The sequence below is a fragment of the Flavobacterium reichenbachii genome, from assembly GCF_002217435.1.
GTDB classification, from domain to species: domain Bacteria; phylum Bacteroidota; class Bacteroidia; order Flavobacteriales; family Flavobacteriaceae; genus Flavobacterium; species Flavobacterium reichenbachii.
In genome coordinates this window covers 20,391-44,881 of the sequence record NZ_MUHF01000037.1, presented here as the reverse complement: position 1 = coordinate 44,881, position 24,491 = coordinate 20,391, and the positions used below count along the sequence as shown (strand labels likewise).

21 protein-coding genes and 1 tRNA gene are annotated in these 24,491 nt (G+C 31.1%); 10 read left to right on the top strand and 12 right to left on the bottom strand.

Annotated elements, in window-relative coordinates:
- Window positions 1–21: 21 nt before the first annotated feature.
- Together B0A68_RS23225 and B0A68_RS23220 are read left to right on the top strand one after the other, a co-directional pair.
- The gene (locus tag B0A68_RS23225; RefSeq protein WP_035681202.1) at window positions 22–573 is read left to right on the top strand and encodes a 1-acyl-sn-glycerol-3-phosphate acyltransferase; all 552 of its coding nucleotides are present in this window, start codon (window positions 22–24) and stop codon (window positions 571–573) included.
- Between the two features lie 81 nt (window positions 574–654).
- Window positions 655–1,665: a hypothetical protein gene (locus B0A68_RS23220; protein ID WP_051892437.1), complete on the top strand. Its 1,011-nt coding sequence runs from the start codon at window positions 655–657 to the stop codon at window positions 1,663–1,665.
- Window positions 1,666–1,796: 131 nt separating this feature from the next.
- On the opposite strand, the gene B0A68_RS23215 is transcribed toward B0A68_RS23220, so the two are convergent.
- A complete protein-coding gene (locus B0A68_RS23215) occupies window positions 1,797–2,273 on the bottom strand; it encodes a helix-turn-helix domain-containing protein (RefSeq protein ID WP_035681201.1) in 477 nt (158 codons plus the stop codon).
- A gap of 312 nt (window positions 2,274–2,585) precedes the next feature.
- On the opposite strand from B0A68_RS23215, the gene B0A68_RS23210 reads away from it, so the two are divergent.
- The 4 genes from B0A68_RS23210 (at window position 2,586) to B0A68_RS23195 (ending at window position 7,521) form a co-directional block, all read left to right on the top strand.
- Window positions 2,586–3,740: a M14 family metallopeptidase gene (locus B0A68_RS23210; RefSeq protein ID WP_035681200.1), complete on the top strand. Its 1,155-nt coding sequence runs from the start codon at window positions 2,586–2,588 to the stop codon at window positions 3,738–3,740.
- A 77-nt stretch (window positions 3,741–3,817) separates the two neighbouring features.
- Complete coding sequence (locus B0A68_RS23205; protein WP_007805990.1) at window positions 3,818–4,297, top strand: Lrp/AsnC family transcriptional regulator; 480 nt, start codon at window positions 3,818–3,820, stop codon at window positions 4,295–4,297.
- Between the two features lie 92 nt (window positions 4,298–4,389).
- Entirely contained in the window at window positions 4,390–6,978 is a 2,589-nt protein-coding gene (locus B0A68_RS23200) for a phosphoenolpyruvate carboxylase (RefSeq protein WP_035681198.1), read from the top strand.
- Window positions 6,979–7,005: 27 nt separating this feature from the next.
- Window positions 7,006–7,521: a DinB family protein gene (locus tag B0A68_RS23195; RefSeq protein WP_035681196.1), complete on the top strand. Its 516-nt coding sequence runs from the start codon at window positions 7,006–7,008 to the stop codon at window positions 7,519–7,521.
- Between the two features lie 157 nt (window positions 7,522–7,678).
- Here the strand turns inward: B0A68_RS23195 and recQ are convergent, their stop codons facing one another.
- The 6 genes from recQ to B0A68_RS23165 all read right to left on the bottom strand — a co-directional run bounded on the left by recQ (window position 7,679) and on the right by B0A68_RS23165 (window position 17,014).
- Window positions 7,679–9,787 (bottom strand): DNA helicase RecQ, encoded by a 2,109-nt coding sequence (recQ, locus tag B0A68_RS23190; protein ID WP_035681194.1) that lies wholly within the window; start codon window positions 9,785–9,787, stop codon window positions 7,679–7,681.
- Window positions 9,788–9,909: 122 nt separating this feature from the next.
- A complete protein-coding gene (locus tag B0A68_RS24580) occupies window positions 9,910–10,317 on the bottom strand; it encodes a hypothetical protein (RefSeq protein WP_035681191.1) in 408 nt (135 codons plus the stop codon).
- Between the two features lie 7 nt (window positions 10,318–10,324).
- The gene (locus B0A68_RS23180) at window positions 10,325–11,293 is read right to left on the bottom strand and encodes a deoxyhypusine synthase family protein (RefSeq protein WP_035681188.1); all 969 of its coding nucleotides are present in this window, start codon (window positions 11,291–11,293) and stop codon (window positions 10,325–10,327) included.
- A 104-nt stretch (window positions 11,294–11,397) separates the two neighbouring features.
- A complete protein-coding gene (locus tag B0A68_RS23175) occupies window positions 11,398–12,801 on the bottom strand; it encodes a type III PLP-dependent enzyme domain-containing protein (protein WP_035681185.1) in 1,404 nt (467 codons plus the stop codon).
- 298 nt (window positions 12,802–13,099) lie between these two features.
- Window positions 13,100–14,167: a 3-dehydroquinate synthase gene (gene aroB, locus B0A68_RS23170; protein WP_035681182.1), complete on the bottom strand. Its 1,068-nt coding sequence runs from the start codon at window positions 14,165–14,167 to the stop codon at window positions 13,100–13,102.
- Window positions 14,168–14,308: 141 nt separating this feature from the next.
- A complete protein-coding gene (locus B0A68_RS23165; RefSeq protein ID WP_035681180.1) occupies window positions 14,309–17,014 on the bottom strand; it encodes an O-antigen ligase family protein in 2,706 nt (901 codons plus the stop codon).
- A gap of 158 nt (window positions 17,015–17,172) precedes the next feature.
- Here B0A68_RS23165 and B0A68_RS23160 point away from each other — a divergent pair, with 158 nt between their 5' ends.
- Window positions 17,173–18,342 (top strand): proline dehydrogenase family protein, encoded by a 1,170-nt coding sequence (locus B0A68_RS23160; RefSeq protein ID WP_035681177.1) that lies wholly within the window; start codon window positions 17,173–17,175, stop codon window positions 18,340–18,342.
- A gap of 104 nt (window positions 18,343–18,446) precedes the next feature.
- Here B0A68_RS23160 and B0A68_RS23155 read toward each other — a convergent pair whose 3' ends face one another.
- Window positions 18,447–20,237, bottom strand: coding sequence for an ABC transporter ATP-binding protein (locus B0A68_RS23155; protein ID WP_035681174.1), 1,791 nt, complete (start codon window positions 20,235–20,237; stop codon window positions 18,447–18,449).
- Window positions 20,238–20,500: 263 nt separating this feature from the next.
- On the opposite strand from B0A68_RS23155, the gene B0A68_RS23150 reads away from it, so the two are divergent.
- Window positions 20,501–20,575 (top strand) — tRNA-Val (locus B0A68_RS23150).
- A 58-nt stretch (window positions 20,576–20,633) separates the two neighbouring features.
- Entirely contained in the window at window positions 20,634–20,885 is a 252-nt protein-coding gene (locus tag B0A68_RS23145; RefSeq protein ID WP_035687722.1) for a GIY-YIG nuclease family protein, read from the top strand.
- A 145-nt stretch (window positions 20,886–21,030) separates the two neighbouring features.
- Here B0A68_RS23145 and B0A68_RS23140 read toward each other — a convergent pair whose 3' ends face one another.
- From B0A68_RS23140 to B0A68_RS23125, 4 genes are all read right to left on the bottom strand, one after another.
- Entirely contained in the window at window positions 21,031–21,441 is a 411-nt protein-coding gene (locus B0A68_RS23140; protein ID WP_035681172.1) for a hypothetical protein, read from the bottom strand.
- 46 nt (window positions 21,442–21,487) lie between these two features.
- On the bottom strand, window positions 21,488–22,729 hold the full coding sequence (locus B0A68_RS23135) for a DUF4419 domain-containing protein (RefSeq protein ID WP_035681168.1): 1,242 nt from the start codon (window positions 22,727–22,729) through the stop codon (window positions 21,488–21,490).
- Window positions 22,730–22,800: 71 nt separating this feature from the next.
- Complete coding sequence (locus tag B0A68_RS23130; protein ID WP_123947547.1) at window positions 22,801–23,316, bottom strand: hypothetical protein; 516 nt, start codon at window positions 23,314–23,316, stop codon at window positions 22,801–22,803.
- Between the two features lie 121 nt (window positions 23,317–23,437).
- A complete protein-coding gene (locus B0A68_RS23125; protein WP_035681163.1) occupies window positions 23,438–23,857 on the bottom strand; it encodes a hypothetical protein in 420 nt (139 codons plus the stop codon).
- Window positions 23,858–24,088: 231 nt separating this feature from the next.
- On the opposite strand from B0A68_RS23125, the gene B0A68_RS23120 reads away from it, so the two are divergent.
- The gene (locus B0A68_RS23120) at window positions 24,089–24,478 is read left to right on the top strand and encodes a VOC family protein (protein ID WP_035681162.1); all 390 of its coding nucleotides are present in this window, start codon (window positions 24,089–24,091) and stop codon (window positions 24,476–24,478) included.
- The last annotated feature ends 13 nt before the right edge of the window (window positions 24,479–24,491 follow it).

Below are 24,491 nucleotides of genomic sequence, written 5' to 3'. Positions count from 1 at the left end.
GCATCAAATAAATGGACATTAATGAAAAAACAATTGTACAAATTCATCTTTTTTAAGCTAATGGGCTGGAAAATAGTGGGAATGGAAAATGCTGAAGTGAAAAAATGTGTACTCATGGTGATGCCTCATACAAGCAATCATGATTTTTATTTAGGAATTCTGACTCGCGGCATCTCTGGATTAGAGATGAATTGGGTAGGAAAGAAAGAATTATTCAATTTTCCGTTTGGTTATTATTTTAGAAACGTAGGAGGAGAGCCCTTGGATAGACGAGGCGGATTAAATAAAGTAGATTCTATTGCTGCAATTTTTGACCGCAAAGAAGTCTTCCGTTTGGCAGTTGCTCCAGAAGGAACCCGTAAAGGCGTAACAGAAATCAAAACCGGTTTTTATTATATAGCGCTAAAAGCAAATGTGCCTATTGTAACCGTTGCATTTGACTGGGGAAGAAAAGAAGTAAGTTTTGGTAAGCCATTTTATCCAACAGGAGATTATGATTCTGATTTAGAAATTTTGAAACAACATTATAAAGGTGTTTTGGGGAAAATTCCTGAAAATGGTGTTTCGTTTTAACAAATAATATCATATTATTATTTACTTAAAACCAAATGAATGAATTTTCCGTAGATATAATTAACCTTCAAAATTATATATATGAAAAATTTATTTATTACATCGACTCTTTTATTATTGGTTTTTACTTCTTGCGATAGTAACGATTCTGACCAAACAAATACTACAACTGCAGAGGCAGCATTATTTACTTCCAGCAATACTTCTGGAAAAATCACCTATCAAGATTTATTAGGTTCTTCGGCAACTGTAAAATCTTTTACTATAGCATCATTAGATGCTGAAGGAATCTCTTATAACAGCGATACCGATGCTGTTATTGTGGCTTCTAGAACCGGCAATAAATTAGAAACTTACACTGGATTAAAAAGCGCCGTTAAAGCAGGAACAGATAATTTGGTATTGGCATTAAGCAGTTTAAGTACTGAATTTACAAATGCAAGAGAAACTGCAGTTTCTGGAGATATAGTAGTAGTAGCACAAGATCAGCTTGCTTCTAATGGTATGGTGAATAAACTTTTAGTGTATAAAAAAACGACTACTAGTTTTACTTTAGTAAAAAGTTTTACGACAAATTTTAAACTATGGGGAATTCATATTAATGGAAATGATTTATACGCAGTAGCAGATTTAACCAGCGATATTGTTCTTTTTAAAGATTATATGAATACTGCATCAGGAGCAATTACTGCAACTAAAAGAGTAACCATTGCAGGCTTAGTTCGTACTCACGGAATAACTTATTCAGCTGCAGATGACACTATGATTCTAACAGATGTTGGAAGTGCCACTTCTGGAACAGATGGAGGGTTGGTATTTATTAAAAATTTTTCAACTGTTTTTGCTTCTACCGCAGCGGCAGGTACAATTGCGATGACAAATCAGGTTAGAATTTATGGACCAAATTCACTTTTAGGAAATCCTGTAGATGTAGCTTATGATCAAACTGCAAAAAAGATTTATGTAGCAGAAAGATTAAATGCAGGAGGAGAAGTGTTAGTATATAATTACCCAGCTATGTCTGGTGATTTTGCTCCTACAACTATAAGATTAGAAGCAGGTGTAACTTCTGTTTTTGTTTTAAGAAAATAATTTATTAAAAAATAAGCTTAAGCCTGATTCGGATTTCTGAATCAGGTTTTTTTTTGTCTTTTTTCAATTGCGTGAGAATCTCTTAAATGAAAAATAATTTTAAAAATTTTCAAATACGCGAAAAATTTAAATCACGGAGTATATACCTTAAATGTTCCGTTTTTATAAAAAAAGACAATCTTCTCAATTTCATTTTCATTAGCTCTCAAATTTGAGTTTTTAGTCTCTTGAAAATTTCTTGTTTGTACATCTTCTTCTTTTTGATTTTGAACTGAAGAAAATAAATCTTCGACTTCAAAGTTTTCATTTAAATAAATAGGAGAGGACTGCTTTTGAATTTCCGGTATAGGATTAATTTTAGAAACAGATTCTTCTTCGTCATTTTTGGGAAAGCTGCCCTTGCCATTTAAAATCCAATAGAGATCTACATCTGGAAATACTTCCATAATTTTCATTACAAAATCTAAGCTTGGTTTGTTTCTTCCTGAAAGCAGGTGCGACATACTCGAACGCTGCACACCAATTCTATCAGCAAAAGTAGAGGCATTTAAGCTGTAATAATCGAGTATAATTTCCAGTCTTTTTACAAAATCATCGATGTTTACCATTGTAAATTATATTTTAGAAATGCATTGTTTACAAATGTAATTAAAAGGAATCTATAATGCAATTTTACAGTTGTAAATTATACAAATACTTATATTAGCGCATTAATGATACTTTAAATAATGGTATTTAATCAATTGAAATACAGTATTTTAATATTCTTAATTAACATTAATAACAATTGTTAATACAATTACCTGTTATGGACGCAAAATCGCCAGAAATCTTGTTTACAATTATAAATAATTGCATTTTTTTATTGTTTACAATTGTAAAAATAAAGATGTTTACTTTTGTAAACTAATAAGAACATAATGAATTTAGAAGAATTATTTATCCAGAATAAAGAAGAATCAATAAGCGGTCGTTATTTGACTTTAGATGATATTAAACCTCTATTAGAAAAACTTAATACCAATAATCAGGTGAAGATAATTGGACATTCAGTTTTAAAACAACCTATATATAGTTATCAGATTGGCACAGGAGCTACACGTATTTATCTCTGGTCTCAAATGCATGGAAACGAAAGCACGACTACAAAAGCATTGTTTGATTTTATTAATGTATTAAATAGTAAATCAGAATTTGCGTCTAAAATGCTCAGTACTTTTACATTTTATGCGATTCCGATATTAAATCCTGATGGTGCAAAACTTTATACAAGAGCAAATGCCAACGAAATTGACTTAAATAGAGATTCGCAAGATTTGACGCAGCCAGAGAGTCAGGTCTTAAGATCTGTTTTTGAAGATTTTAAACCTCACTTTTGTTTTAATCTGCACGATCAGCGCACAATCTTTGGTGCTGGAGACACAGGAAAACCAGCAACAGTATCTTTTTTAGCACCTTCTTATAATGAAGAAAGAGAAGTAAATGAAAACAGGTTAAAAGCTATCAATCTTATTGCCGGCCTTAATGATGTATTGCAGCAATACATTCCAGGTCAAGTAGGACGTTTTGATGATTCGTTTAATATTAACTGTATAGGAGACACATTTCAATTTCTGGGAGTTCCAACCATCTTATTTGAGGCAGGGCACTTTCAGGGGGACTATAATAGAGAAATAACAAGAAAATACATATTCTTCTCACTAATTTCGGCATTTAAACTCATTAGCGAAAACGATTTAGTTGATAATAGAATTAATGAATATTTGAATATTTCACAAAATAAAGTGGTTTTTTATGATTTTATGTATAAAAACATCAAAATAAATTATGATGGTATCGAAATTATTACGAATTTTGTCGCACAATACAAAGAAGAATTGATAGAAAATAAGATTCATTTTAATGCTTACATTGTTGAAGCAGGAGAATTAGAAAATTATTTTGGGCATTTTGAATATGATGCAGCAGGAGCTGTGTATTCTGATGACTTAGGTAATTTTCCGAAAACGAATCAAAAAGCAGATTTTTATTTAAATAAAAATGTTAAATTTGTTAACGGATTAATAAAAAGGTAATTTTTTTGTAAATTTGTTGTTTTTTATATATAATTTTATACTTTGTAATAGCAATTAGTAATATTAATTAAAGAATTATGAGTAAATTTCGTTTAGATGAAGTAGATCACCAGATTTTAGATATGTTAATAGACAATACGAGAGTTCCGTTTACTGACATTGCAAAAAAACTATTGATATCTGCTGGAACAGTACATGTTAGAGTAAAAAAGATGGAAGACGCAGGGATAATAATGGGATCTTCTTTAGCCTTGGATTATGATAAACTAGGGTATTCATTTATTGCTTATGTAGGTGTGTTTCTTAATAATACGTCTCAGACAAAATTTGTATTAGAGCGAATTAACCAAATTCCTTTTGTAACAGTAGCTTCTGTAACTACAGGAAAATTCAATATTTTTTGCAAAATTAGAGCAAAAGATACTAAGCACGCAAAAGAAGTTATCTTTATGATTGATGATATCGAAGGTGTTTACAGAACAGAAACTATGATCTCTTTAGAAGAAAGTATAAACGATAAGAAGCGTTTGATGCATACTATTTTTAAAAATATGTAACAATTTTTCTTGAATGCTATATTAAAATATAACCTCAAGTTTATTCTTGGGGTTTTTTTATGACTAAATAACCAACCAACTATAACACGATTATGTATACGCTGCCAAAAATTGAGCGCTTTAATCAAGATGTTCTCTCAAAATACCATATTTATAATAGTGTTTTTATAACATTACCTTTTGATTCTATAGATAATACAGGGGTTTTACTTCCTTTATTTACAGAAACTTGCGAAACGGGTTTTAAAAAACAAGAAACACCAAAAGAAATTTTTAATTTCTTTTCTAATAAATACCTTACCAATGCCTCTGAAACTGAGAAAATCGATCTTATGTTTCGTTTTATACAGTATATAGAGCGCCAAATTGTACTTTTTGATGCTATAGAAGATGCTGCATTTCCTGTGGTTAATAATATGGAAGGACGTGGTTCTCTTCGTGATATTAAAGAGAAATCTGATGCTAAACAAAAAGATGATGAATTAATCGACTTTTTAGAAAATTTCAATGTACGTACTGTTTTAACTGCGCATCCAACTCAGTTTTATCCTGGACCTGTACTTGGGATTATTAATGATTTGACAGAAGCAATTCGATCTAATGATTTATTAAAAATAAAACAATTATTAGCACAGCTTGGAAAAACGCCTTTTATCCAGAATGAAAAACCAAATCCCTATGATGAAGCTGTAAGTTTGATTTGGTATTTAGAGAATGTCTTTTATTCGACTTCTGGAGAAATTGTGCATTATCTGCAAAAAAATATTCTTCAGGGAAATTCAATTCAGAACCAATTAATCAAATTAGGATTCTGGCCGGGCGGAGATCGTGATGGAAATCCGTTTGTTACAACAGAGATTACCTTAAAAGTAGCAGAACGTTTAAGAACTTCTATTTTAAAGTGTTATTATGTAGAAATGCGTAATCTTAAAAGAAAGCTAACTTTCTCTGATGTAGATACTTTGGTGTCTGAACTTGAACATAAACTTTACCGTTCTGTGTTTTATTCTAAAGGAGAGATTTACATCACTCTTGATGAATTATTAACACAGTTAAATAAAATCAGAAACATTATTATCGAAAAACATCAGTCGTTATATCTTGACGAACTGGAAGCTTTTCTGGTAAAAATTAATCTTTTCGGATTTCACTTTGCTACTTTAGACATCCGTCAAAACAGCAAAATTCATAACGTAGTTTTTAAAGATGTTGTCAATCACTATTTAAATTCTGGTTCAAATATTTTTCCAAAAAATTATTTCGAATTAAGTGAAGATGATAAGCTGATCGTTTTATCAAAGGTAAAAGGAAATTTAAATCCGGCTGATTTTGATGATGAAATTACCAGATCAACTTTAGAGTCTGTTCAGGCTATAAAGACAATTCAGGGAAATAATGGTGAAGAAGGTGCTAATCGTTATATTATTAGTAATAACGAAAGTGCATTAAACGTAATGGAAACTTTTGCCATGATTCGATTGAATAATTGGGAGGATCCAAGTGTTGATATCATTCCGCTTTTTGAATCTGTTGATGATTTACAAAATGCGCACCAAATTATGGAGCAATTATACACAAATCCTGAATATTCTAAACATCTGCAGGCAAGAGGAAATAAACAAACTATTATGCTTGGTTTTTCTGACGGTACAAAAGATGGCGGTTATTTAATGGCGAATTGGAGTATTTACCAGGCAAAAATTTCTTTGACAGAGATTTCTAGAAAATATGGCATAAAAGCGATTTTCTTTGACGGCCGCGGTGGACCTCCAGCTCGTGGAGGCGGAAAAACTCATAAATTTTATGCTTCTTTAGGACCTAAAATTGAAAATAACGAAATTCAGATTACAGTACAAGGCCAGACTATTAGTTCAAATTTTGGAACTTTAGATTCTTGTCGTTACAATATTGAAAATCTATTAAGTGCCGGGGTAACCAATCAGGTTTTCAGCAAAGAGAAAAATGAACTTACTGCCGAAGAAACTCAAATTTTAACGCAGCTGGCTGACTTAGGCTATGAAAAATATTTAAGTTTTAAAAATCATCCAAAATTTATTCCGTACTTAGAAAAAATGAGTACACTGAAATATTATTCTAAAACAAACATAGGAAGCCGTCCATCAAAAAGAAGCAAATCAGAATCATTAGATTTTGCTGACTTGCGTGCAATTCCATTTGTCGGTTCTTGGAGTCAATTGAAACAAAACGTTCCTGGATTTTTTGGAGTAGGATCTGCCTTAAAATATTTTGAAGAAAGCGGACAATGGAATAAGGTAAGTGATCTATATCATAATTCATTATTCTTTAAAACATTATTAGAAAATAGTATGATGTCTTTGGCTAAATCATTTTTGCCACTAACTGCATACATGAAAAATGATCCTGAATTTGGTGAGTTTTGGCAGATTATTAATGAAGAATTTCAAGAAACAAAACGTCTTCTTCTTAAAATTGCAGATCATAAAACCTTAATGGAAAATTATCCTGATGGTATAGCATCAATTCAAGTAAGAGAGCGTATCGTATTGCCATTGTTAACGATACAACAATATGCTTTGTTAAGAATTAATGAACTCAATAAGGAAAATAATACAGATAATGAGGAGCTTGTGAAAGTTTATGAAAAAATTGTTACAAGGTCTCTTTTTGGAAACACTAACGCAAGTAGAAACTCTGCTTAAAAATCAGATCCTTAAAATATTGTAAAAATGAATTCAAATCAATTATTAGAAAATGAATATTCCGGCGGATTTACAAATTATATTAAAGAAGCTGGCGAGGTAAATTTGATTGAGGAATTAGAAATTTCGCTTCATGGTTTTATAAAATTTGTACAGAACATTCCGATGGATAAATTTGATTATCGTTATGCAGAAGGAAAGTGGACAATTAAAGACATCATACAGCATTTGTTAGATTGCGAGCGTATTTTTGTTTATCGTGCTTTGCGTTTTTCAAGAAATGACAAAACTCCTTTGCCAAGTTTTGAAGAAGATGATTATGCCAATAGTACTGATTCTAACAAAAGGAGCATTCAGGATTTATTAACTGAGTTTTCTGCGCTAAGACATTCAACTTTATTATTTTACAAGAGTTTATCTGAAGAGCAACTTAAACGAATTGGTACTGCTTCAAATAACGCAATTTCTGTTCGTGCTCTGGGTTTTGTTGTGATTGGACATCAAAAACATCATCAAAAAGTTTTTGAAGAAAGATACTTATAGATCTTTATATTATATCAGAAAAAATCCTGTGAAATAAAACTTCACAGGATTTTTTTGTTTTAGATTATGTAGTTCAAAAAAAAAATAAGATTATTTATTTTCTTTTGGCGACAAACCCGACAGTTTTTTAAAAAAATGTCGGGTTACTCACACGTAATTATTTATTTCTCTCAACAATAGCAAGACCAAATCTAATTTTATCATAAGACATTTTTTCTTCAAAATGATCAAAATAAGGCTTTAAAGCTGTAGGATATTCTAATTCTACTTGTGCTTTATGAAGTAATTTTACTTCTTCATCAGAAACAAATTGACTTAAATCTAAATCATGACCGTCAATATATAATTTTGCTAAATGCGAAATGATAGTAGTTTGTCCTAAATTTCGTTTTAGTGCAATATCTTCGATAGTGTTACCATTTAGAAACATTTCTAATGTTGTTTTATAAGTATTACCTTCTTTTTTAGCCTTCGCTTTTTTCTTTTTGGCGTTTTCAAAATAAACAATGGCATCTATAAATTCCTGACCGTATTTTTCTAGTTTGGCTTTACCAACACCATCTATAGCAAGGAATTCTTCATCGCTCATTGGGCGTAAAGTTTCCATTTGTCTCAATGCAGCATCACTAAAAATTACATAGGCAGGAACTTCTTCGTCTTTAGAAATTTCGTAGCGTAATTTTCGAAGTATTTCAAAAAGAGTAATTTTAGTTGTTTTCGCTTTGGTTTCTTTAATCTCGTTTTTATCAATTACTTTTTTAACAACAGTATTTAATTTTACTTTTTCACCTTCAAATAAAACTTTCTTTGCAAAAGGAGTCAGCAAGATTTTATTATGCTGATGGAAGGCAATTTCGCAATACCCTAAATTTATTAACTGAATTAAGTATTGATTCCAATCGTACCAAGAAATATCGGCGCCAATTCCGTACGTTTTTAAGCTTTGATAATTTTTTTCGTAGATATACGCGTTTCTCGAGCCTCGCAAAAAGTCTACAATTACAGCCAAAGGTTCAGATTGCTGTAAACGACTAATGGCCGATAATGCTTTTTGCGCCAAAATAGTTCCATCAAAAAATGTTGGCGGATTATTACAAATATCACAATTACCACAATTTTCTGTAACCAGTTCTCCAAAATAAGAAAGCAAAATTTTTCTTCTGCAGCTTAAAGCATCTGCATATTGCTTCATACGGTCTAATTTTGCGAGCTGTATATCAGAGTTTAAACCATCCGAAGCAAATTTTTGAAGCTGAATGACATCAGCATAACTTTCGAATAAAAGTGTTTCTGCCGGTAGTCCATCTCGACCTGCACGGCCAATTTCCTGATAATAACCTTCAATGTTTTTTGGAAGATTATAATGAATTACCCAACGCACATTTGATTTATCAATTCCCATTCCGAATGCGATCGTAGCACACACTACCTGACAATCATCATTTATAAACTCATCTTGTGTTTTAGCACGAACAGTATTATCTAATCCTGCATGATACGCTTTGGCAGTTATACCGCTTTTTTGTATTTTTTGAGCAAGTTCTTCTGTCGTTTTTCTGCTTAGACAATAAATAATTCCAGATTCATTGGGCCTTTCTTCTATAAAATCAATAATTTGTTTTACACGATCTAGAGCTGGTCTAACTTCTAAACTTAAATTCTTTCTATCAAAAGAGGCAATAAAAGTTTTAGGATTGCGCAAATTCAATTGCTTGGTAATGTCGGTACGTGTTGCTTTATCGGCTGTGGCAGTTAGGGCCAGAACCGGAGTAGAAGGGAAGCGGCTTTTTAAATAACCCAAATTTGTATAAGCAGGTCTAAAATCGTGACCCCAAGATGATATACAATGTGCTTCATCTATCGCTATTAAACTTATAGTCAATTCATTAAATACTGAATCAAGATAAGAAAGACTTTCAGGAGCAATATAAACCAATTTAAAATTATTTGATTTTAAATTATCTATATAATATTGCTGTTCTTCACTAGACTGACTGCTATTTATATAACATGCGGTAATTCCGTTTGTTTTTAAACTGTCGACCTGATCTTTCATCAAGGCAATTAAGGGAGAAATAACAATTGTGATTCCAGGTAAAACTAAAGCAGGAAGCTGAAAACATATAGATTTTCCTCCTCCAGTTGGCATGATAGCCAAAGTATCCTGACCAGAAAGTATGGTATTTATTATAGTTTCCTGATTGGGTCTAAATTTTTCAAACCCGAAATTTTCTTTAAGTTTGGCGTGTAATATTTCTGAATTCATTTAATGTACTATTTTCAATTATAAAAATAGTATTTTTCTTATAATTAATTAAAAATTATTTTGTTTTTATAAAAAAAAGGAACTCGATCTGAGTTCCTTTAATTTATTTAGAAAGAAATGAATTAATCTTCATCGTCTTCATCATCATCGTCAGCTATATCATCTGGATCTTTATCCTCATCGTCATCATCATCTCCGCCATCAGTATCTGGTTTATCTATCGCATCATCGTCGTCATCGTCATCACTATCATCATCAAGATCTAGTCCTTTTACTGGTTCGATTGTATCAACATCAAGATCTATATCATCATCTTCATCGTAATTTTCGATTCTGTCAGCCAATTTAGTACTAATTTTAACTAAATAAATAGTGTCTTCAGTACGAACTTCAACAGCTTCGATCAATTCGTTTTTAGCATTTCTAAAACGGATAACATCCGAATCATCATAACCATCAGGAAATTTTTCTACCAAAAGGTTCAAAATTTCGTTGGTAAGTTTAGCGTAGTCTACTATAACTCTTTTCATAAATATCCTATAAATCTAATAAGTAAGCAAAAATTAACGGAGCCACAATTGTAGCATCCGACTCAATAATAAATTTTGGGGTTTTGATATCTAATTTACCCCAAGTGATTTTCTCATTTGGAACTGCACCAGAATACGAACCATAACTAGTTGTAGAATCTGAAATTTGGCAGAAATAACTCCAAAAAGGAATATCATGCATTTCCATATCCTGATAAAGCATAGGAACCACACAAATAGGAAAATCTCCTGCAATACCACCACCAATTTGGAAAAATCCAATTCCGTTAGTACTGTTTTTAGGATACCAATCTGCAAGGAATGTCATATATTCTATACCTGATTTCATCGTAGATGCTTTTAATTCACCTTTGATTACATATGAAGCGAAGATATTTCCCATTGTACTGTCTTCCCAACCTGGAACAATAATAGGTAAATTTTTCTCTGCAGCAGCATACATCCAGCTGTCTTTTAAGTCAATTTCATAATATTCTTCCAAAACGCCGGATAACAACATTTTGTACATAAATTCATGTGGAAAGTAACGTTCACCTTTATCGTCAGCATCTTTCCAGATTTTGTAAATATGTTTTTGTAAACGACGGAATGCTTCATGTTCAGGAATACACGTATCAGTTACACGGTTTAATCCTCTTTCTAATAAAGCCCATTCGTCTTCTGGTGTCAAATCACGGTAGTTTGGCACTCTTTCGTAGTGAGAGTGTGCAACTAGATTCATGATGTCTTCTTCTAGATTGGCTCCAGTACAAGAAATAATTTGCACTTTATCTTGTCTAATAATTTCGGCAAAAATTTTACCAATTTCTGCTGTACTCATAGCGCCAGCCATACTTACCATCATTTTTGCACCATTAGCTAATTGCTGCTCGTATGCTTTTGCAGCATCAACTAAAGAGGCAGAATTAAAATGTAAATAATGTTTTTCAATAAACTGACTGATTGGTCCTTTCATTTGTTTGTTTTTTTATTTTTTTTTTGAATTAAAGGCTTAACCTTTAGATGATACTGCAAATTAATAATTTTATAGCTATTAACTTTTCAATTTGCATCTTTTTTTTATATTTTTTTCTTGTAACCTAAAATTTTCAATACATCGTCTGAAGTCTGTTGTTCAGAGAAAACTTCTGTTGCCAGAATTCCGTTTTCATCACGATCTATTAAGATGTGTTTAGGCTGCGGAATCAAACAGTGGTGAAGCCCGCCGTATCCTCCAATAGTTTCCTGATATGCACCCGTATTAAAGAAACCAATATATAATGGCTTTTCTTTGCTGTATTTAGGCAGATAAATCGCGTTCATATTTTGTTCAGAGTTGTAATAATCGTCACTATCACATGTTAATCCTCCCAATAAAACCCGCTCATAAGTATCATTCCAGCGGTTTACTGCCAGCATAATAAAACGTTTATTTATAGCCCAGGTATCCGGCAAAGTGGTAATGAAAGAAGAATCAATCATATTCCATTTTTCTCTGTCATTTTGTTGTTTTTGATACAAAATCTGATAGATTGCACCGCCACTTTCTCCTACAGTAAATGATCCAAATTCAGTAAAAATATTCGGAACGTCAACTTCAGCTTCGTCGCACGCAATTTTAATCTGATTGATAATTTCATCAATCATATATTGATAATCATATTCAAATGCCAATGAGTTTTTGATTGGAAAACCGCCTCCTATGTTCAAACCGTCCAAAGTAGGGCATTCTTTTTTTAGTGCAATGTATACTTTAATACATTTTACCAGCTCATTCCAATAATATGATGTGTCATTTATTCCAGTATTGATAAAAAAGTGAAGCATTTTCAGCTCTAATTTATCATTCTCCTGAATTTGTTTTTTATAAAAAGAAACAATGTTTTTGTAACCAATTCCTAATCTTGATGTATAAAATTCAAATTTAGGCTCTTCCTCAGCTGCAATACGAATTCCAATTTTGAATTTTCCCTTAATTTCTGCCTGCAGTAAATCAAGTTCTTCATAATTGTCAATAATAGGAATAGTATTTTTATGCCCATTATTAATTAATCGTGCAATATTGTTAATGTATTCATCTCTTTTAAAACCATTACAAATTACATAAGTACTTTTATTGATTTTACCGTTTTCAAGCAAATTCTCAACAATATTAACATCAAATGCAGAAGACGTTTCGATATGAATGTTGTTTTTAAAAGCTTCATTCATTATATATTCAAAATGAGAGCTTTTTGTACAGTAACAGTAATAATACTTTGCTTCGTATTTATTTTTTTCCATTGATTTTCTGAACCAGGACTTTGCCTTATTGATGTTTTCAGAAATCTGAGGTAAATAAGTAAACTTTAATGGCGTACCATATTGTTCAACCAATTTCATCAAATCTATATTGTGAAACTGAAGGTTATCTTTGTTTAATTTGAATTCCTCTTGTGGAAAGTAATAGGTTTGATTTATTAGATCAGAATATTTTGTATTCATTTAATTTTCAATATTTTAATTCGTTATTTAAATTTAGTAAAAAAAGTGCTAAATCTAAAATTCAAACCCTAATATTGGCAAATACAATCTGCAATTTTTCATGTTCTGCTTTTGAGCATTGAAAAACATCAAAACAAAGCGGGCTTTTACTATTATAAAAACGATTCAGCATCCTTAATAGGGAACTATTGAGCCGATTTCTATAAGAACTAAAGTTTCTTTGTTTATTGTTTGTTTTCATCGTGGCAAATGTAAAAAATAAAATATACCAAAAGCAATGGTTTTGATTAAAAAAAGTTTAAGATTTATAATCTTGAAACGCGCCTAGAATCAATTTATTTTCAACGGATTGGTTAATTTTTATCTTTCCGATTCCTTCAATCAAAGCAAATTGAATTAAACCATATTCATTTTTTTTGTCGTGAACGAGCAATTCTAAGATTGGATTAATGTCATTTTCTTCAAATTTTATTTGATCATAAATAGACTGAATCGCTGTTTTTATTTCAGAATATTCGGCTGCAGTAATTAGATTTTTTTGAAGTGAAATATAACTTTCTAAAATCATTCCAACGGCAATAGCTTCACCATGCAATAATGTTTGTTTTACTTCGCTTTCCAGAAAATAACTTTCGATAGCGTGACCCAAAGTGTGGCCAAAATTAAGTGCTTTACGAATATTTTTTTCGGTTGGATCCTGAATTACGATTTCATTTTTTATTTCAACAGAACGATAAATCAGTTCATCAAAATCAGCATAATCAATAGCTTTTAAATCCAAAAACTGTTTCCAGTAAGCTGCATCGTAAATCAAACCGTGTTTTAGCATCTCTGCCAGTCCAGAACGCATTTCACTTTGTGGCAGTGTCTCAAGATACTGTGTGTCAATTAAAACCATTTCAGGAACATTAATAACTCCAATTTGGTTTTTTAGATTACCTAAGTCAACTCCTGTTTTGCCTCCCACAGAAGCGTCAACCATAGACAATAGTGTAGTAGGTATATTAATGAAGTCAACGCCTCTTTTAAAGGTTGAAGCAACAAATCCTCCTAAATCTGTCACAACGCCGCCGCCAAGATTGATTACAAGTGATTTTCTATCCGCTCCCAGTTCTGTTAGAACATTCCAGATTTCAATACAAGTTTCAATATTTTTGTTTACTTCTCCAGATTCAAACTCGATAATTTCGATATTCAAATCTGTTTCAAGTATGGGAAGTAATTTCGGAAGACAACATTCATTTGTCTGATTATCAACAATAATAAATAGATTAGAGTATTTATTATCTTTTAGATGTTTATTTAAAGCCTCGTAAGCATTCTGGTTAAAATGTACAAGATAATTGTTCGCTTGAATAGACTGCATAATTATTCTGTTTATTAAAACCACAAAATAAGGGATTTTAAAACAAATAATATTCAAACTTTTACTCTAATTTGTTTAAAACTAATCATTCTAATTAATACCATAATTTTGAACAATCAGGTTTTAATTTATTTAAATAAACTATTTACAAAACTTTTCAATTAACGGACGAGCATCAGAATAATTCTTGCCTTTTGAAATATTCAGATATTTACATGCACTGTTTATATTATTTTCTTTTAGATAACAAATTCCTAAAAAATATTCTGTTTTCCCATCATTTAAACCCGGATACTTTAAAGCATTTACTAAATAATTTATCGCTTTTTTAGATTCTCCGACTTTTAAATAATAGAATCCAATATTTTGTGATGCATAAATACTCTTTGGATCAACTTTTAAAGCTTTTTCATAGGATTGGAGCGCTTCTTTTAATTTTTTCTGTACTTCAAAATTTTGACCTTCTGTAATATAATCTGCAATTAAAAGATCATTCTTTCTTTTTGTTACTGCAGCTTGTTCATTAAAATTATTATTAAACTGCAACATAAGTTGTTTTGCAGGCAAATAGTTTTTGTCTTTTGAAATTGCAAAATATTTTAAAGCGCTGGTTTTATCATTTTCTTTTAAATAGCAGATACCTAAGAAAAATTCTGTCTTTCCATCATTTAGACCTGGATATTTTAATGCATCCAGCAAAGAGCTTAATGCTTTTTTATTTTGGCCTTGCTTGAAATAATTAAATCCAATGTTTTGCGATATATAAATATTTTTCGGGTCAATTTTTATAGCTTTTTCATAAGACTTTAATGCATTATCAAATTCAGATATTGTTTCAAAATTTTGCCCGCCTTGAAGATAACTAGAAATTAAAAGTTCATTTTTTTTCTTGGTTAAAGTGCTGTCGTTAGGCATTTTTTTTAATCCTTCATTTACAAAGCTTATTAATCTCTTCGGGCTCGCGCCTGCATTTTGCAATGCAGCACCTACTACAGACCAAGATTCAGGAATATTTCGATACTGAGAAAATAATTTATGAGCTTTAAGCAGTTCCAGAGTATCTTCTTTTATCACTGCGTAACGTGCAATCGATTTAAATAAATCATAATTTCTTGGACGGAGATAGTACGCTTGTTTACTATAAATATAAGCGCTGTCGATATTTCCTCTTTTTGATGCCATCGATTGTTTATAAAATTCTATACGGCCCGAATATGGATTTATTTTTGAAGCTTTGGAGAAGCATTGAAAGGCTTTTTTATAATTTCCTTCACGGATATAATAAATTGCCGCATACTCATAAAATGATTCTGAAGTGCTTAAAGTATTAGGATATTTAGGAATTCTGGCTGTAACTTCATCGCCGCTCATAGATCCTTTTAGATTCATATTAATATTATCGCCGCTTATCAAATATTCTAGATTAGAAGCTTTGTAAATTATGAACGCAGAATAACTCATTATTGATGAGACAACAATTAAGAATAGACACACTATCTTGATTTTGAATGTATTTCTTGATGTGTGATTATTTGCTTTTGTATTATTTACAACAGTGAGTGCCAGCAGCAGTGCAAAAAATATAGACATTGTAGGCCTATACATTGGAAAATTTAGCAAGGAGTCAATTCCATAAATTATAACTATCATTAAGGTTAAAACTGCGATAGTTTTATGATTGTTATCAGTCTTTTTAAATACCGTTTTGAGATTTATAAAGACCACAAATACAAAAAGCATAAGATATAGTAATCCGTTTATTATACCCGTTTCAGAAGTAATTTCCAGAAAATCATTGTGAGTATGTAAAGAAATGATAAATTCATCTGTTATTGCTTTTTCGTAAGGAATCGATTCGACTTGGTAATTACCTAATCCGATTCCTAAAACAGGATTTGATTTACTTAATTTTATGGCATTGCCCCAATAAGCAAATCTCATCTTTGATGAAGTATCTTTTCCATCAAATTTTTCAATTCTGTTTCCTAAAGAAACATATCTCTCCTTATCTTTTGATTTTTCAAAAATTGAATTTGAAAATAAAACTGCAATTATGACTGGAAGAATTAAAAACAAAATTCTTGAAACATTAGTTTTATTAAATGAATTTTCTTTTAATAAGTAAATGGTATAGACAAAATATATTAAAAACAAACTGATTAACGGCGTTCTGGCTCCTGTGAGAAAGATTACCGAAATAACTGAAAACAATACAGCTATCAAGAACCATTTTTTGTAATTTTTAAAATGAGTAATTCCAATTAATAAAAAAGGAACCTTAATGGTGAGACTGGCTGCAAGTATATTTATGTTTCCTGTATTTCCTTTCATATTATTCAGCAGATCAATGATTGATGCATGTCTGGGAATAATTACAAAATGACAAAGTTGCTGCCATGATTGCAAAAAAGCACTTATAGAGATTATAAATACAATTTGATAAAGCAGTAAAAGTTTATTTTTAAGGAGTATTGAAAGATTTACAAATAAACAAAAGACAATAATAATCTCGGTCAATTTTGTCAATACTAAAGATATATTTTTTGCAGAAAAAAAACTCAATGTACAGAAAATCAGAAATAAAAGATATATTAAGGATACATAACTTTTTTTAAATACCGGAAAAATTTCACCGACGAAATTCGAATTAAAATAAAAATAAATTCCAGCAGCAAGGTTAATTAATGCTAAATATAGAAACTGTGGATTAATGATTTCCAAACTTTTAAAATATGGAAAAAAGTCTATTATTAAAAGAGAAGTAATAAAGGAAAGAACAATAAAATTTGGTACTGTATTTTTGCCTTTTAACTCGTTAATGATACTATCTATTTTATTAGTATTCATGAGATATTATTTTTTAGCAAAAATAAAAAAAATAAAGTATAATCCTACTTTTTAGATTAAAAGCGGTTTTTATGAGATTAAAGATATAAAAAAATATGATACCATTTGGTAAATAATATTCAAAACTCTCTATATCTTTGCATAAAAATTTACTCTTAATGGAAAAATTATTCGATAATACTCAAGTGGCATTCTCGCTTAAAAGCGATACAGAACTTGATAGAGCTTATTTTCTTTTTAAAATGATAGACAGTGAGCCTTTAGTAAGGATAGGAACTGCTGTAACCAATTTTGCTATTAAGGCACATTTGCCGGTAGAAGGATTAATTCGTGCCACTGTTTTTGACCACTTTTGCGGTGGTGTAAACGAAAACGACTGCATTACTGTGGTAGACAAAATGTTTACAAAAGGAGTTTCTTCTGTACTAGATTATTCTGTTGAAGGAAAAGAAGAAGAGGAGCAGTTTGATGCTGCTTTAGAAATGACATTAAAAACGATTGAGTTTGCTAAAGAACGTTTAGCAATTCCATTTGCAGTTTTTAAACCAACAGGCTTAGGTCGTTTTGAATTGTATGAAAAATTAGGAGAAAAACAAACCTTATCTCCTTCAGAGCAAGCTGAGTGGGATAGAGTAGTAGCGCGTTTTGACAAAGTTTGCAGCGAAGCACACAAGAAAGATGTTGCATTATTAATTGATGGTGAAGAGAGCTGGATGCAGGATGCCGCAGACGAATTGGTTACCGAAATGATGCGCAAATACAATAAAGATAAAGCAATTGTTTTTAATACTTTACAAATGTACCGTTGGGATCGTTTGGATTATTTGAAAAAACTGCATGAAATCGCCAAAGCTGAAGGATTTTTTATCGGAATGAAATTGGTTCGAGGCGCTTATATGGAAAAAGAACACAAGAGAGCAGAAGAAAAAGGATACGTTTCTCCAATCTGTGTTTCAAAAGAAGCTACAGATGTAAATTATGATGCTGCTGTTCTTTATATGCTGGAACATTTAGATTCAATGTCCATCTTTGCTGGAACTCACAATGAATTGAGTTCTTACAAGTTAATGGAAATGATGGAGCAAAAAGGTATTGCTAAAAATGATAACAGAATCTGGTTCGGCCAGCTCTATGGAATGAGCGACAACATTAGCTATAACTTGGCTGAAAATGGTTATAATGTTGCAAAATATTTACCTTTTGGCCCTGTAAAGGATGTTATGCCATACTTGATTCGTCGTGCTGAAGAAAATACTTCGGTTGCTGGACAAACAAGCCGCGAATTATCTATGATTAAAGCAGAACGTAAACGTAGAAAAGGAAAATAAGTCTTTCTTACTTGAGATATTACAAAAAACTCCATTTGCGATGCAAATGGAGTTTTTTATTATTAGAATTTGGTACCAAAACTTCGGGATGAAAATTGGAATTTCTAAGAGTTACTGAATTGGAGATTACTTAGATTTTTATAAATACCATTTTCCAGATTTATCAGTTCCTGGTGCGTACCTTCTTCTGTAATTATTCCGTTGTCTAAAACTAGGATTTTATCAGCATTTCTAATAGTAGAAAGTCTGTGGGCAATAATAATGCTCGTTCTTCCTTCCATCAATACTTCTAAGGCTTCCTGAACTAATTTTTCGCTTTCGCTGTCTAATGATGAAGTAGCTTCGTCTAAGATTAAAATACTCGGGTTTTTAAGTAACGCCCTGGCAATCGCAATACGCTGACGCTGCCCTCCAGATAATTTTACGCCTCTTTCTCCAACCAAAGTTTCGAATTTTTCTGGAAAACCGTCTACAAAATTAAAAGCATTTGCCTGTTTTGCTGCTTTTATAATTTCTTCGTCTGTAGCTTCTGGTTTTCCGTATGCAATATTTTCTTTTATGGTTCCGCCAAACAGAATAACGTCTTGCGGTACGATACTCATATTACCACGAAGATTTTCTAAATCATAATCATAAATGTTTTTTCCATCTACCAGAATTTCTCCTGAGGTAATATCATAAAAACGTAATAATAAAGAAGATATAGTAGATTTTCCGGCACCGCTTGGCCCGACAATTGCAATTTTCTGTCCGAATTCGGCTGTGAAATTAACATTCTTTAAAACTTGTACTTCTTTGCGAGAAGGGTAACTGAAAGCAACATTCTGGAAAGCAACATTTCCTCTTATTTTTTCTACAATTGAAGATTTTTGGCTGGTTTTTATATCTTCCGGAACTTCTTCTAATAATTCAAAAACACGCTCTGTTGCTCCAACGGCTTTCTGAATCTGTGCATACATTTCGGCAATTCCTCCAAAAGAAGCACCAATAAAAGTCGTATAAAGAACAAAAGAAATTAAGTCTCCAACATCTTTAACTTCTCCTTTAATGGTTAATGTTATTCCGTACCAAACTATAGCTACGACACATCCAAAAAGACATAAAATAATAAAAGAAGCAAAATAGCCTCTATATTGTCCGCCTTTTATGGCAATTTTTACAATTTCTCTAATCTTGTTTTTATAACGCTGAATTTCGTACCATTCGTTAGCAAACGCTTTAACATTGCTTATCCCTTGGAGTGTTTCTTCAACAATAACCTGGCTTTCGGCTACTTTATCCTGTGTTTTTTTTCCGTATTTGCGAATAAATCTTCCAAATATTACTGCCGCAACGGCTACAACGGGTACTATTGCCAGCATCATCAAAGTTAGTTTTGGGCTGATATTCCCTAAAATAATAAAACCACCAATAATTAAGATGAATTGACGTAAAAACTCTGCGATTGTTGTGGTAAAAGTATCCTGCAATTGAGAAATATCGGCACTTATACGGCTGTTTAGTTCACCAACTCGTTTCTGGGAGTAAAATGACATTGGCAGCTTGACAAGGTTTTCATATAAAGCAAAACGGATATTGGATAAAGAATTTTCGGTGAAATTTACAAAAAGCGAAATCCTGAAAAAGGAAAAAACGGCCTGTAGCATCAATATAACCAAAAGGGCAACAGCAATTTCGTTTGCTCGATTAAGATTTTTGTTGGTGACACAATCTACTAACATTCCCATAAGTTTTGGAAAGGCTAGGGCAGTGGCACTTGTGAGTAAAAGAAAAATCAGTCCGAGGAAGAACTTCCATTTGTGATTTTTTCCATATTTAAAAATTCGAAGGGCTTTTTGAAGTGAATTGGAGTCTAATTTAGCTTTCGGTAAATCATTTTCTTGATATCTTGGCATGTTTCTTTACAATTAAGGTATACAAATGTATGACTCTGGCAAATGAATACAAAAATAATAATGCGAATTAGCTTTTGAGTTTTACATTTTTAACTAAAATTAAGAAATTGAAAATTTTATTAATTTTCAATTGACTGAAAAATAGCATTCTAAATATTTCGTAGAAATTTTATTCATTTTTTTTTCTCAAAAAGCTTGCAAATACAAATTCTAGCTGTATATTTGCACTCGCAATCACGAAATGATAGCAGCCTAATAAAATAGGGCGATTAGCTCAGCTGGTTCAGAGCACCTCGTTTACACCGAGGGGGTCGGGGGTTCGAACCCCTCATCGCCCACAAACTTCCAAAAACTCCAAAGTCATTTGATTTTGGAGTTTTTTTATTTTACAAAATCATGGAATTCATTGTTTACATTTTATTTAGCGAAAGCAAGAATAAATTTTACATCGGATATACTTCTAATCTACAAGAAAGAATTATTCGGCATAATCAAAAAAGCAAAGGCTTTACTGGAAATGTAAAGGATTGGAAAGTTGTTTACACACAAAAACACGAAACCAAAGAGCTTGCACATAAAAGAGAATTACAGATAAAATCTTGGAAAAGCAGAATTAAGATTAAGCAATTAATTTCCAAAGAAGATTAGCTCAGCTGGTTCAGAGCATTCCGATTTTTCATCGGAAGTGGTCGGGGGTTCGAACCCCTCATCGCCCACCAAGAAACTCCTTAAGAAATTAAGGAGTTTTTTTTATGACTAATATTTGTTAAAGGCTTTCAACCATAATATTTATCTAACTTCCTTCAATAAGATCACATTTATAAATGTCAATTTTGTTTTGGTCTAGAAAGTTTTTTATGCTTAAACCAAGTGAATGATACAGTTTATCCAGTTCATCATATTCTTGTTGGTTTTTTGCTGGTTTGCTTCTGTCAATGTATATAGTTTTAGGTAATTTACAAATTTCAATAATTTCTAAATCTCCGTTTTTTAATTGATCAATCTTTTCCAAAAGTCTTTTGCGTTCATCTTTGCTAAGTAAGTTATATCTGCTTATCACTTTAAAATGGTCTTTGTCTTTGTGTAACTGAAAAAATAAATTCTCTTTTCGATCAAAGAAATATTTAATATTAGGATCAGTATTAAAATTTAATGCAGAAGAAATCATCAAATATATTCTATCTAGTTTCCAATTTTCTATCATGTTTTTTAGGTTTTCCGGCTAACTTAATTCTTCCAGCTGTAAAATTTTATTTTCGTCTTCTTAATCTATAAAATAGTATAATAACCAGTAATATCCCTATTAATCCTGCTAAATATACTTTCCAATCGACTGCAGTTTTTTCAATTTTTTTACTGGTTTTTCCTTTTATTTCCTCAGGTTTTTTGGTTTCAATTGAGTTTTTTTTATCCTTTACCAGCCAGCCAATTTCTGGTCTTAGAGTTAGTGATTTTTTATCTTGTTTTATTCCGACGAATCCAGCTAAAAATTCCATTTCATATTTATTGCCTAAATAATTCCAAATAAAGCCAGCTTTAGAAAGTCCGTTGTTAAATTGATTCGTTTGCAGTCCTTCCATAAATTTTTCGGGCTCTCGATCAATATAAGGGTTTTTGATCATTTTTTGTTCTCCATCTGTAACATAGGGAAAAAACTTAATACACCAGCCTGTTATATATGGTCCGCCGCTTTCGTCTTTTCTTTTAAATATGTTTGACCAAAATTTATGATCTATTTTATTATCACTGACATTGATAAATTGCTGAATAATGGGTTCAAGTGAATTTATCCAATTATCTATATTATATCCTTTAAAGCTTTTTATATTTCTTTTGATTTTCAGCCAATCTTCTTTCGTTCCTTCAATTTTTATTTCTGGAATACCACATGCTGTAGCATATTCGTACTCAAAATAACCACTCATAACATCTAATAAAGCAACTTCGTATGCCGCTTTTTCTACAGAGGTTGTAGTACTAAACGATTGAACGTATAAGCTATGTATATCTGATTTTACATATTTGGAGATTGAATCTGCCATAACAGGAAAAGCCAATGGCCAAGGAGAATTTATACTTCCTTTTATAAAATCATCACTGATGGGCTGCGTATTTACTACTAATTTCTTTTTATCGTCAAACGCAACAAATTTGGTTCTTAATTCTTCGGCATTACTATTGACGTGTGTAGAAAATCCTTGACATATTAGTAACCAAATCATATCTGGACTTATGCTTATACGTCTGTGATCTGCATAAGCAATGTAGAGAGAAGCAATAAAGGGATGAAACTCAGTCTCAACAAATAACTCATTTCTAAGTTTTAATTCGCATGCTTCAAATTTTCCACCTATTCTGGTTTCAATTGCTTTTACATAAGATACTTCGGGTAGTGGATCACTGGCCAATTTAACATCATCACAGACTATTTTAACTTGTGCATTTAATTTACAAATCGCAATTAATAAAACCAAAATGTATGTTTTTTTCATGAAATTGATTTGATAGTTATTTTCTTAAAGCCTTTTTTTAAAATAAAATTTTACAATAAATATAAATAGGATTAACGGATGTTTTTTAGTTCCCAATGTTTAACTATATAGTAATTCCAAATTCCTTTCTGCGTTGTAATTTCTATTTGATAGTCTTTCGGGTTGCGATCCTGATTTTTTCGATTCGTTTCAGAACTGACTTTTAAAATTTCAGTTCGGTTTTTGAACTTAAAAGTTACATGAGGATTCTTTCTGGTATAAAAATCTGTTACATTGTAACTTACTATTTCTATTTTGTTTTTTTCTGCTTCTTTTTTATTTATACAATTCCAAATGACGCTCGTAATTTGTCCAAAACTTAAATATGAAACAATAATACCTTGTATTAGATAAAATCCAATTACATATATTTTTGCATAAGTTTCGTTGACACTTAAGTACATTCTAATTAAAAATTCTTTTCTGTAGATTCCAAAAAATACTATTCCTACAATTAAAGGCAGACAAAAAATATAAATAATATATCTTATATCGTATCCAATAGTAATATCTTCAAAAAACATATAATTTACAATGAAAAAAATCATAGCAAATATTATAAGAGAATAGTGTATTCGTCCCACTTTTTTCTCTTTATTTTTAAATTTTCTTCTCTCTATCTTCTTTAAGTTTCGTTTTTTTTTCACGGATATTATATCTGGGCAATGATTATTTTTTAAACGCTTCGGGAATATTTTCATTCAAATAGTTTGAAAGCTTTTCAAAATTTTTTGAATTCTTTTCAAACAGATTAATTTTAGTTCCTCCATTTAATTTCAAAACTATTTCTCGTCCAGTTTTAATTCCCATCAGATTATAATGATTTTCAGTCCAAAATAAAACAGATTTTAAACTGTATTCTTTCTGTTTTGAAAATGTCTGGCGAGTAATTAAAACATCATTATGAAGCGTGTAATATTTAATTCTATTTATATTTTTAATATGCAGTAACACAAGTATTACAGCAAATAGAATTACGGCTGACTTTTCCCATAATTCTTTCTGTCTTTCCATGAGCAGAAAAGTAACTACGCCCACAAGCGCAGCATAAACGATAATCAATAATTTATTTTTTGCAGTTTGTTCCATTAAAAATATAGTAACTTGTTTGTATATAAAATTGATCTAAATTTATATTTAAAACTAATATATATAAAATATAGCTGATCTAAATTATTTTGCAGAAAGTTTAAATATGATACTTCGTAAGTAGTACATAATTTTGCAAATCTCAAAAAATAATTCGATTCTACTTTTTAAAATCCAATCCTATTGATTTTCTTGTAAATTTGTAGTTATTTACTTTAAAAACAAATAATTATGGCTGATATCAAAACAACTATAAAACCTTTTTTAACGGTAAGCGACGGCATAAAAGCAGTAGAATTTTATACCGCTGCCTTTGGTGCCATAGAGACAAAAAGGTTTGAAATGGAAAACAAAAAAATATCTTCAGTTATTCAAATCGAAAATGCAGAATTCTACCTTAGTGATGAAGAACCCTGCAATGAGAATTTAAGCTCTAACTTGAAATCTGACAGTCCTGTTAGAATAATTTTAGAAACTAAAAATGCGGATAAGTTTTACGAAAGTGCAATAAAATTTGGCGCTCAGGAAATTTGTCCCATGACAACCGAAGAGGATTGGAGAATCGGAAAGCTCAAAGATCCATTTGGACATATTTGGGAAATAGGGCATACCTTAGAATAAATTAGAAGCCAAA

Coding starts and splice junctions, on each gene's coding strand:
- B0A68_RS23225 (WP_035681202.1), top strand. CDS start 22: ATGAAAAAACAATTGTACAAATTCATCTTTTTTAAGCTAATGGGCTGG.
- B0A68_RS23220 (WP_051892437.1), top strand. CDS start 655: ATGAAAAATTTATTTATTACATCGACTCTTTTATTATTGGTTTTTACT.
- B0A68_RS23215 (WP_035681201.1), bottom strand. CDS start 2,273: ATGGTAAACATCGATGATTTTGTAAAAAGACTGGAAATTATACTCGAT.
- B0A68_RS23210 (WP_035681200.1), top strand. CDS start 2,586: ATGAATTTAGAAGAATTATTTATCCAGAATAAAGAAGAATCAATAAGC.
- B0A68_RS23205 (WP_007805990.1), top strand. CDS start 3,818: ATGAGTAAATTTCGTTTAGATGAAGTAGATCACCAGATTTTAGATATG.
- B0A68_RS23200 (WP_035681198.1), top strand. CDS start 4,390: ATGTATACGCTGCCAAAAATTGAGCGCTTTAATCAAGATGTTCTCTCA.
- B0A68_RS23195 (WP_035681196.1), top strand. CDS start 7,006: ATGAATTCAAATCAATTATTAGAAAATGAATATTCCGGCGGATTTACA.
- recQ (WP_035681194.1), bottom strand. CDS start 9,787: ATGAATTCAGAAATATTACACGCCAAACTTAAAGAAAATTTCGGGTTT.
- B0A68_RS24580 (WP_035681191.1), bottom strand. CDS start 10,317: ATGAAAAGAGTTATAGTAGACTACGCTAAACTTACCAACGAAATTTTG.
- B0A68_RS23180 (WP_035681188.1), bottom strand. CDS start 11,293: ATGAAAGGACCAATCAGTCAGTTTATTGAAAAACATTATTTACATTTT.
- B0A68_RS23175 (WP_035681185.1), bottom strand. CDS start 12,801: ATGAATACAAAATATTCTGATCTAATAAATCAAACCTATTACTTTCCA.
- aroB (WP_035681182.1), bottom strand. CDS start 14,167: ATGCAGTCTATTCAAGCGAACAATTATCTTGTACATTTTAACCAGAAT.
- B0A68_RS23165 (WP_035681180.1), bottom strand. CDS start 17,014: ATGAATACTAATAAAATAGATAGTATCATTAACGAGTTAAAAGGCAAA.
- B0A68_RS23160 (WP_035681177.1), top strand. CDS start 17,173: ATGGAAAAATTATTCGATAATACTCAAGTGGCATTCTCGCTTAAAAGC.
- B0A68_RS23155 (WP_035681174.1), bottom strand. CDS start 20,237: ATGCCAAGATATCAAGAAAATGATTTACCGAAAGCTAAATTAGACTCC.
- B0A68_RS23145 (WP_035687722.1), top strand. CDS start 20,634: ATGGAATTCATTGTTTACATTTTATTTAGCGAAAGCAAGAATAAATTT.
- B0A68_RS23140 (WP_035681172.1), bottom strand. CDS start 21,441: ATGATAGAAAATTGGAAACTAGATAGAATATATTTGATGATTTCTTCT.
- B0A68_RS23135 (WP_035681168.1), bottom strand. CDS start 22,729: ATGAAAAAAACATACATTTTGGTTTTATTAATTGCGATTTGTAAATTA.
- B0A68_RS23130 (WP_123947547.1), bottom strand. CDS start 23,316: ATGATTTTTTTCATTGTAAATTATATGTTTTTTGAAGATATTACTATT.
- B0A68_RS23125 (WP_035681163.1), bottom strand. CDS start 23,857: ATGGAACAAACTGCAAAAAATAAATTATTGATTATCGTTTATGCTGCG.
- B0A68_RS23120 (WP_035681162.1), top strand. CDS start 24,089: ATGGCTGATATCAAAACAACTATAAAACCTTTTTTAACGGTAAGCGAC.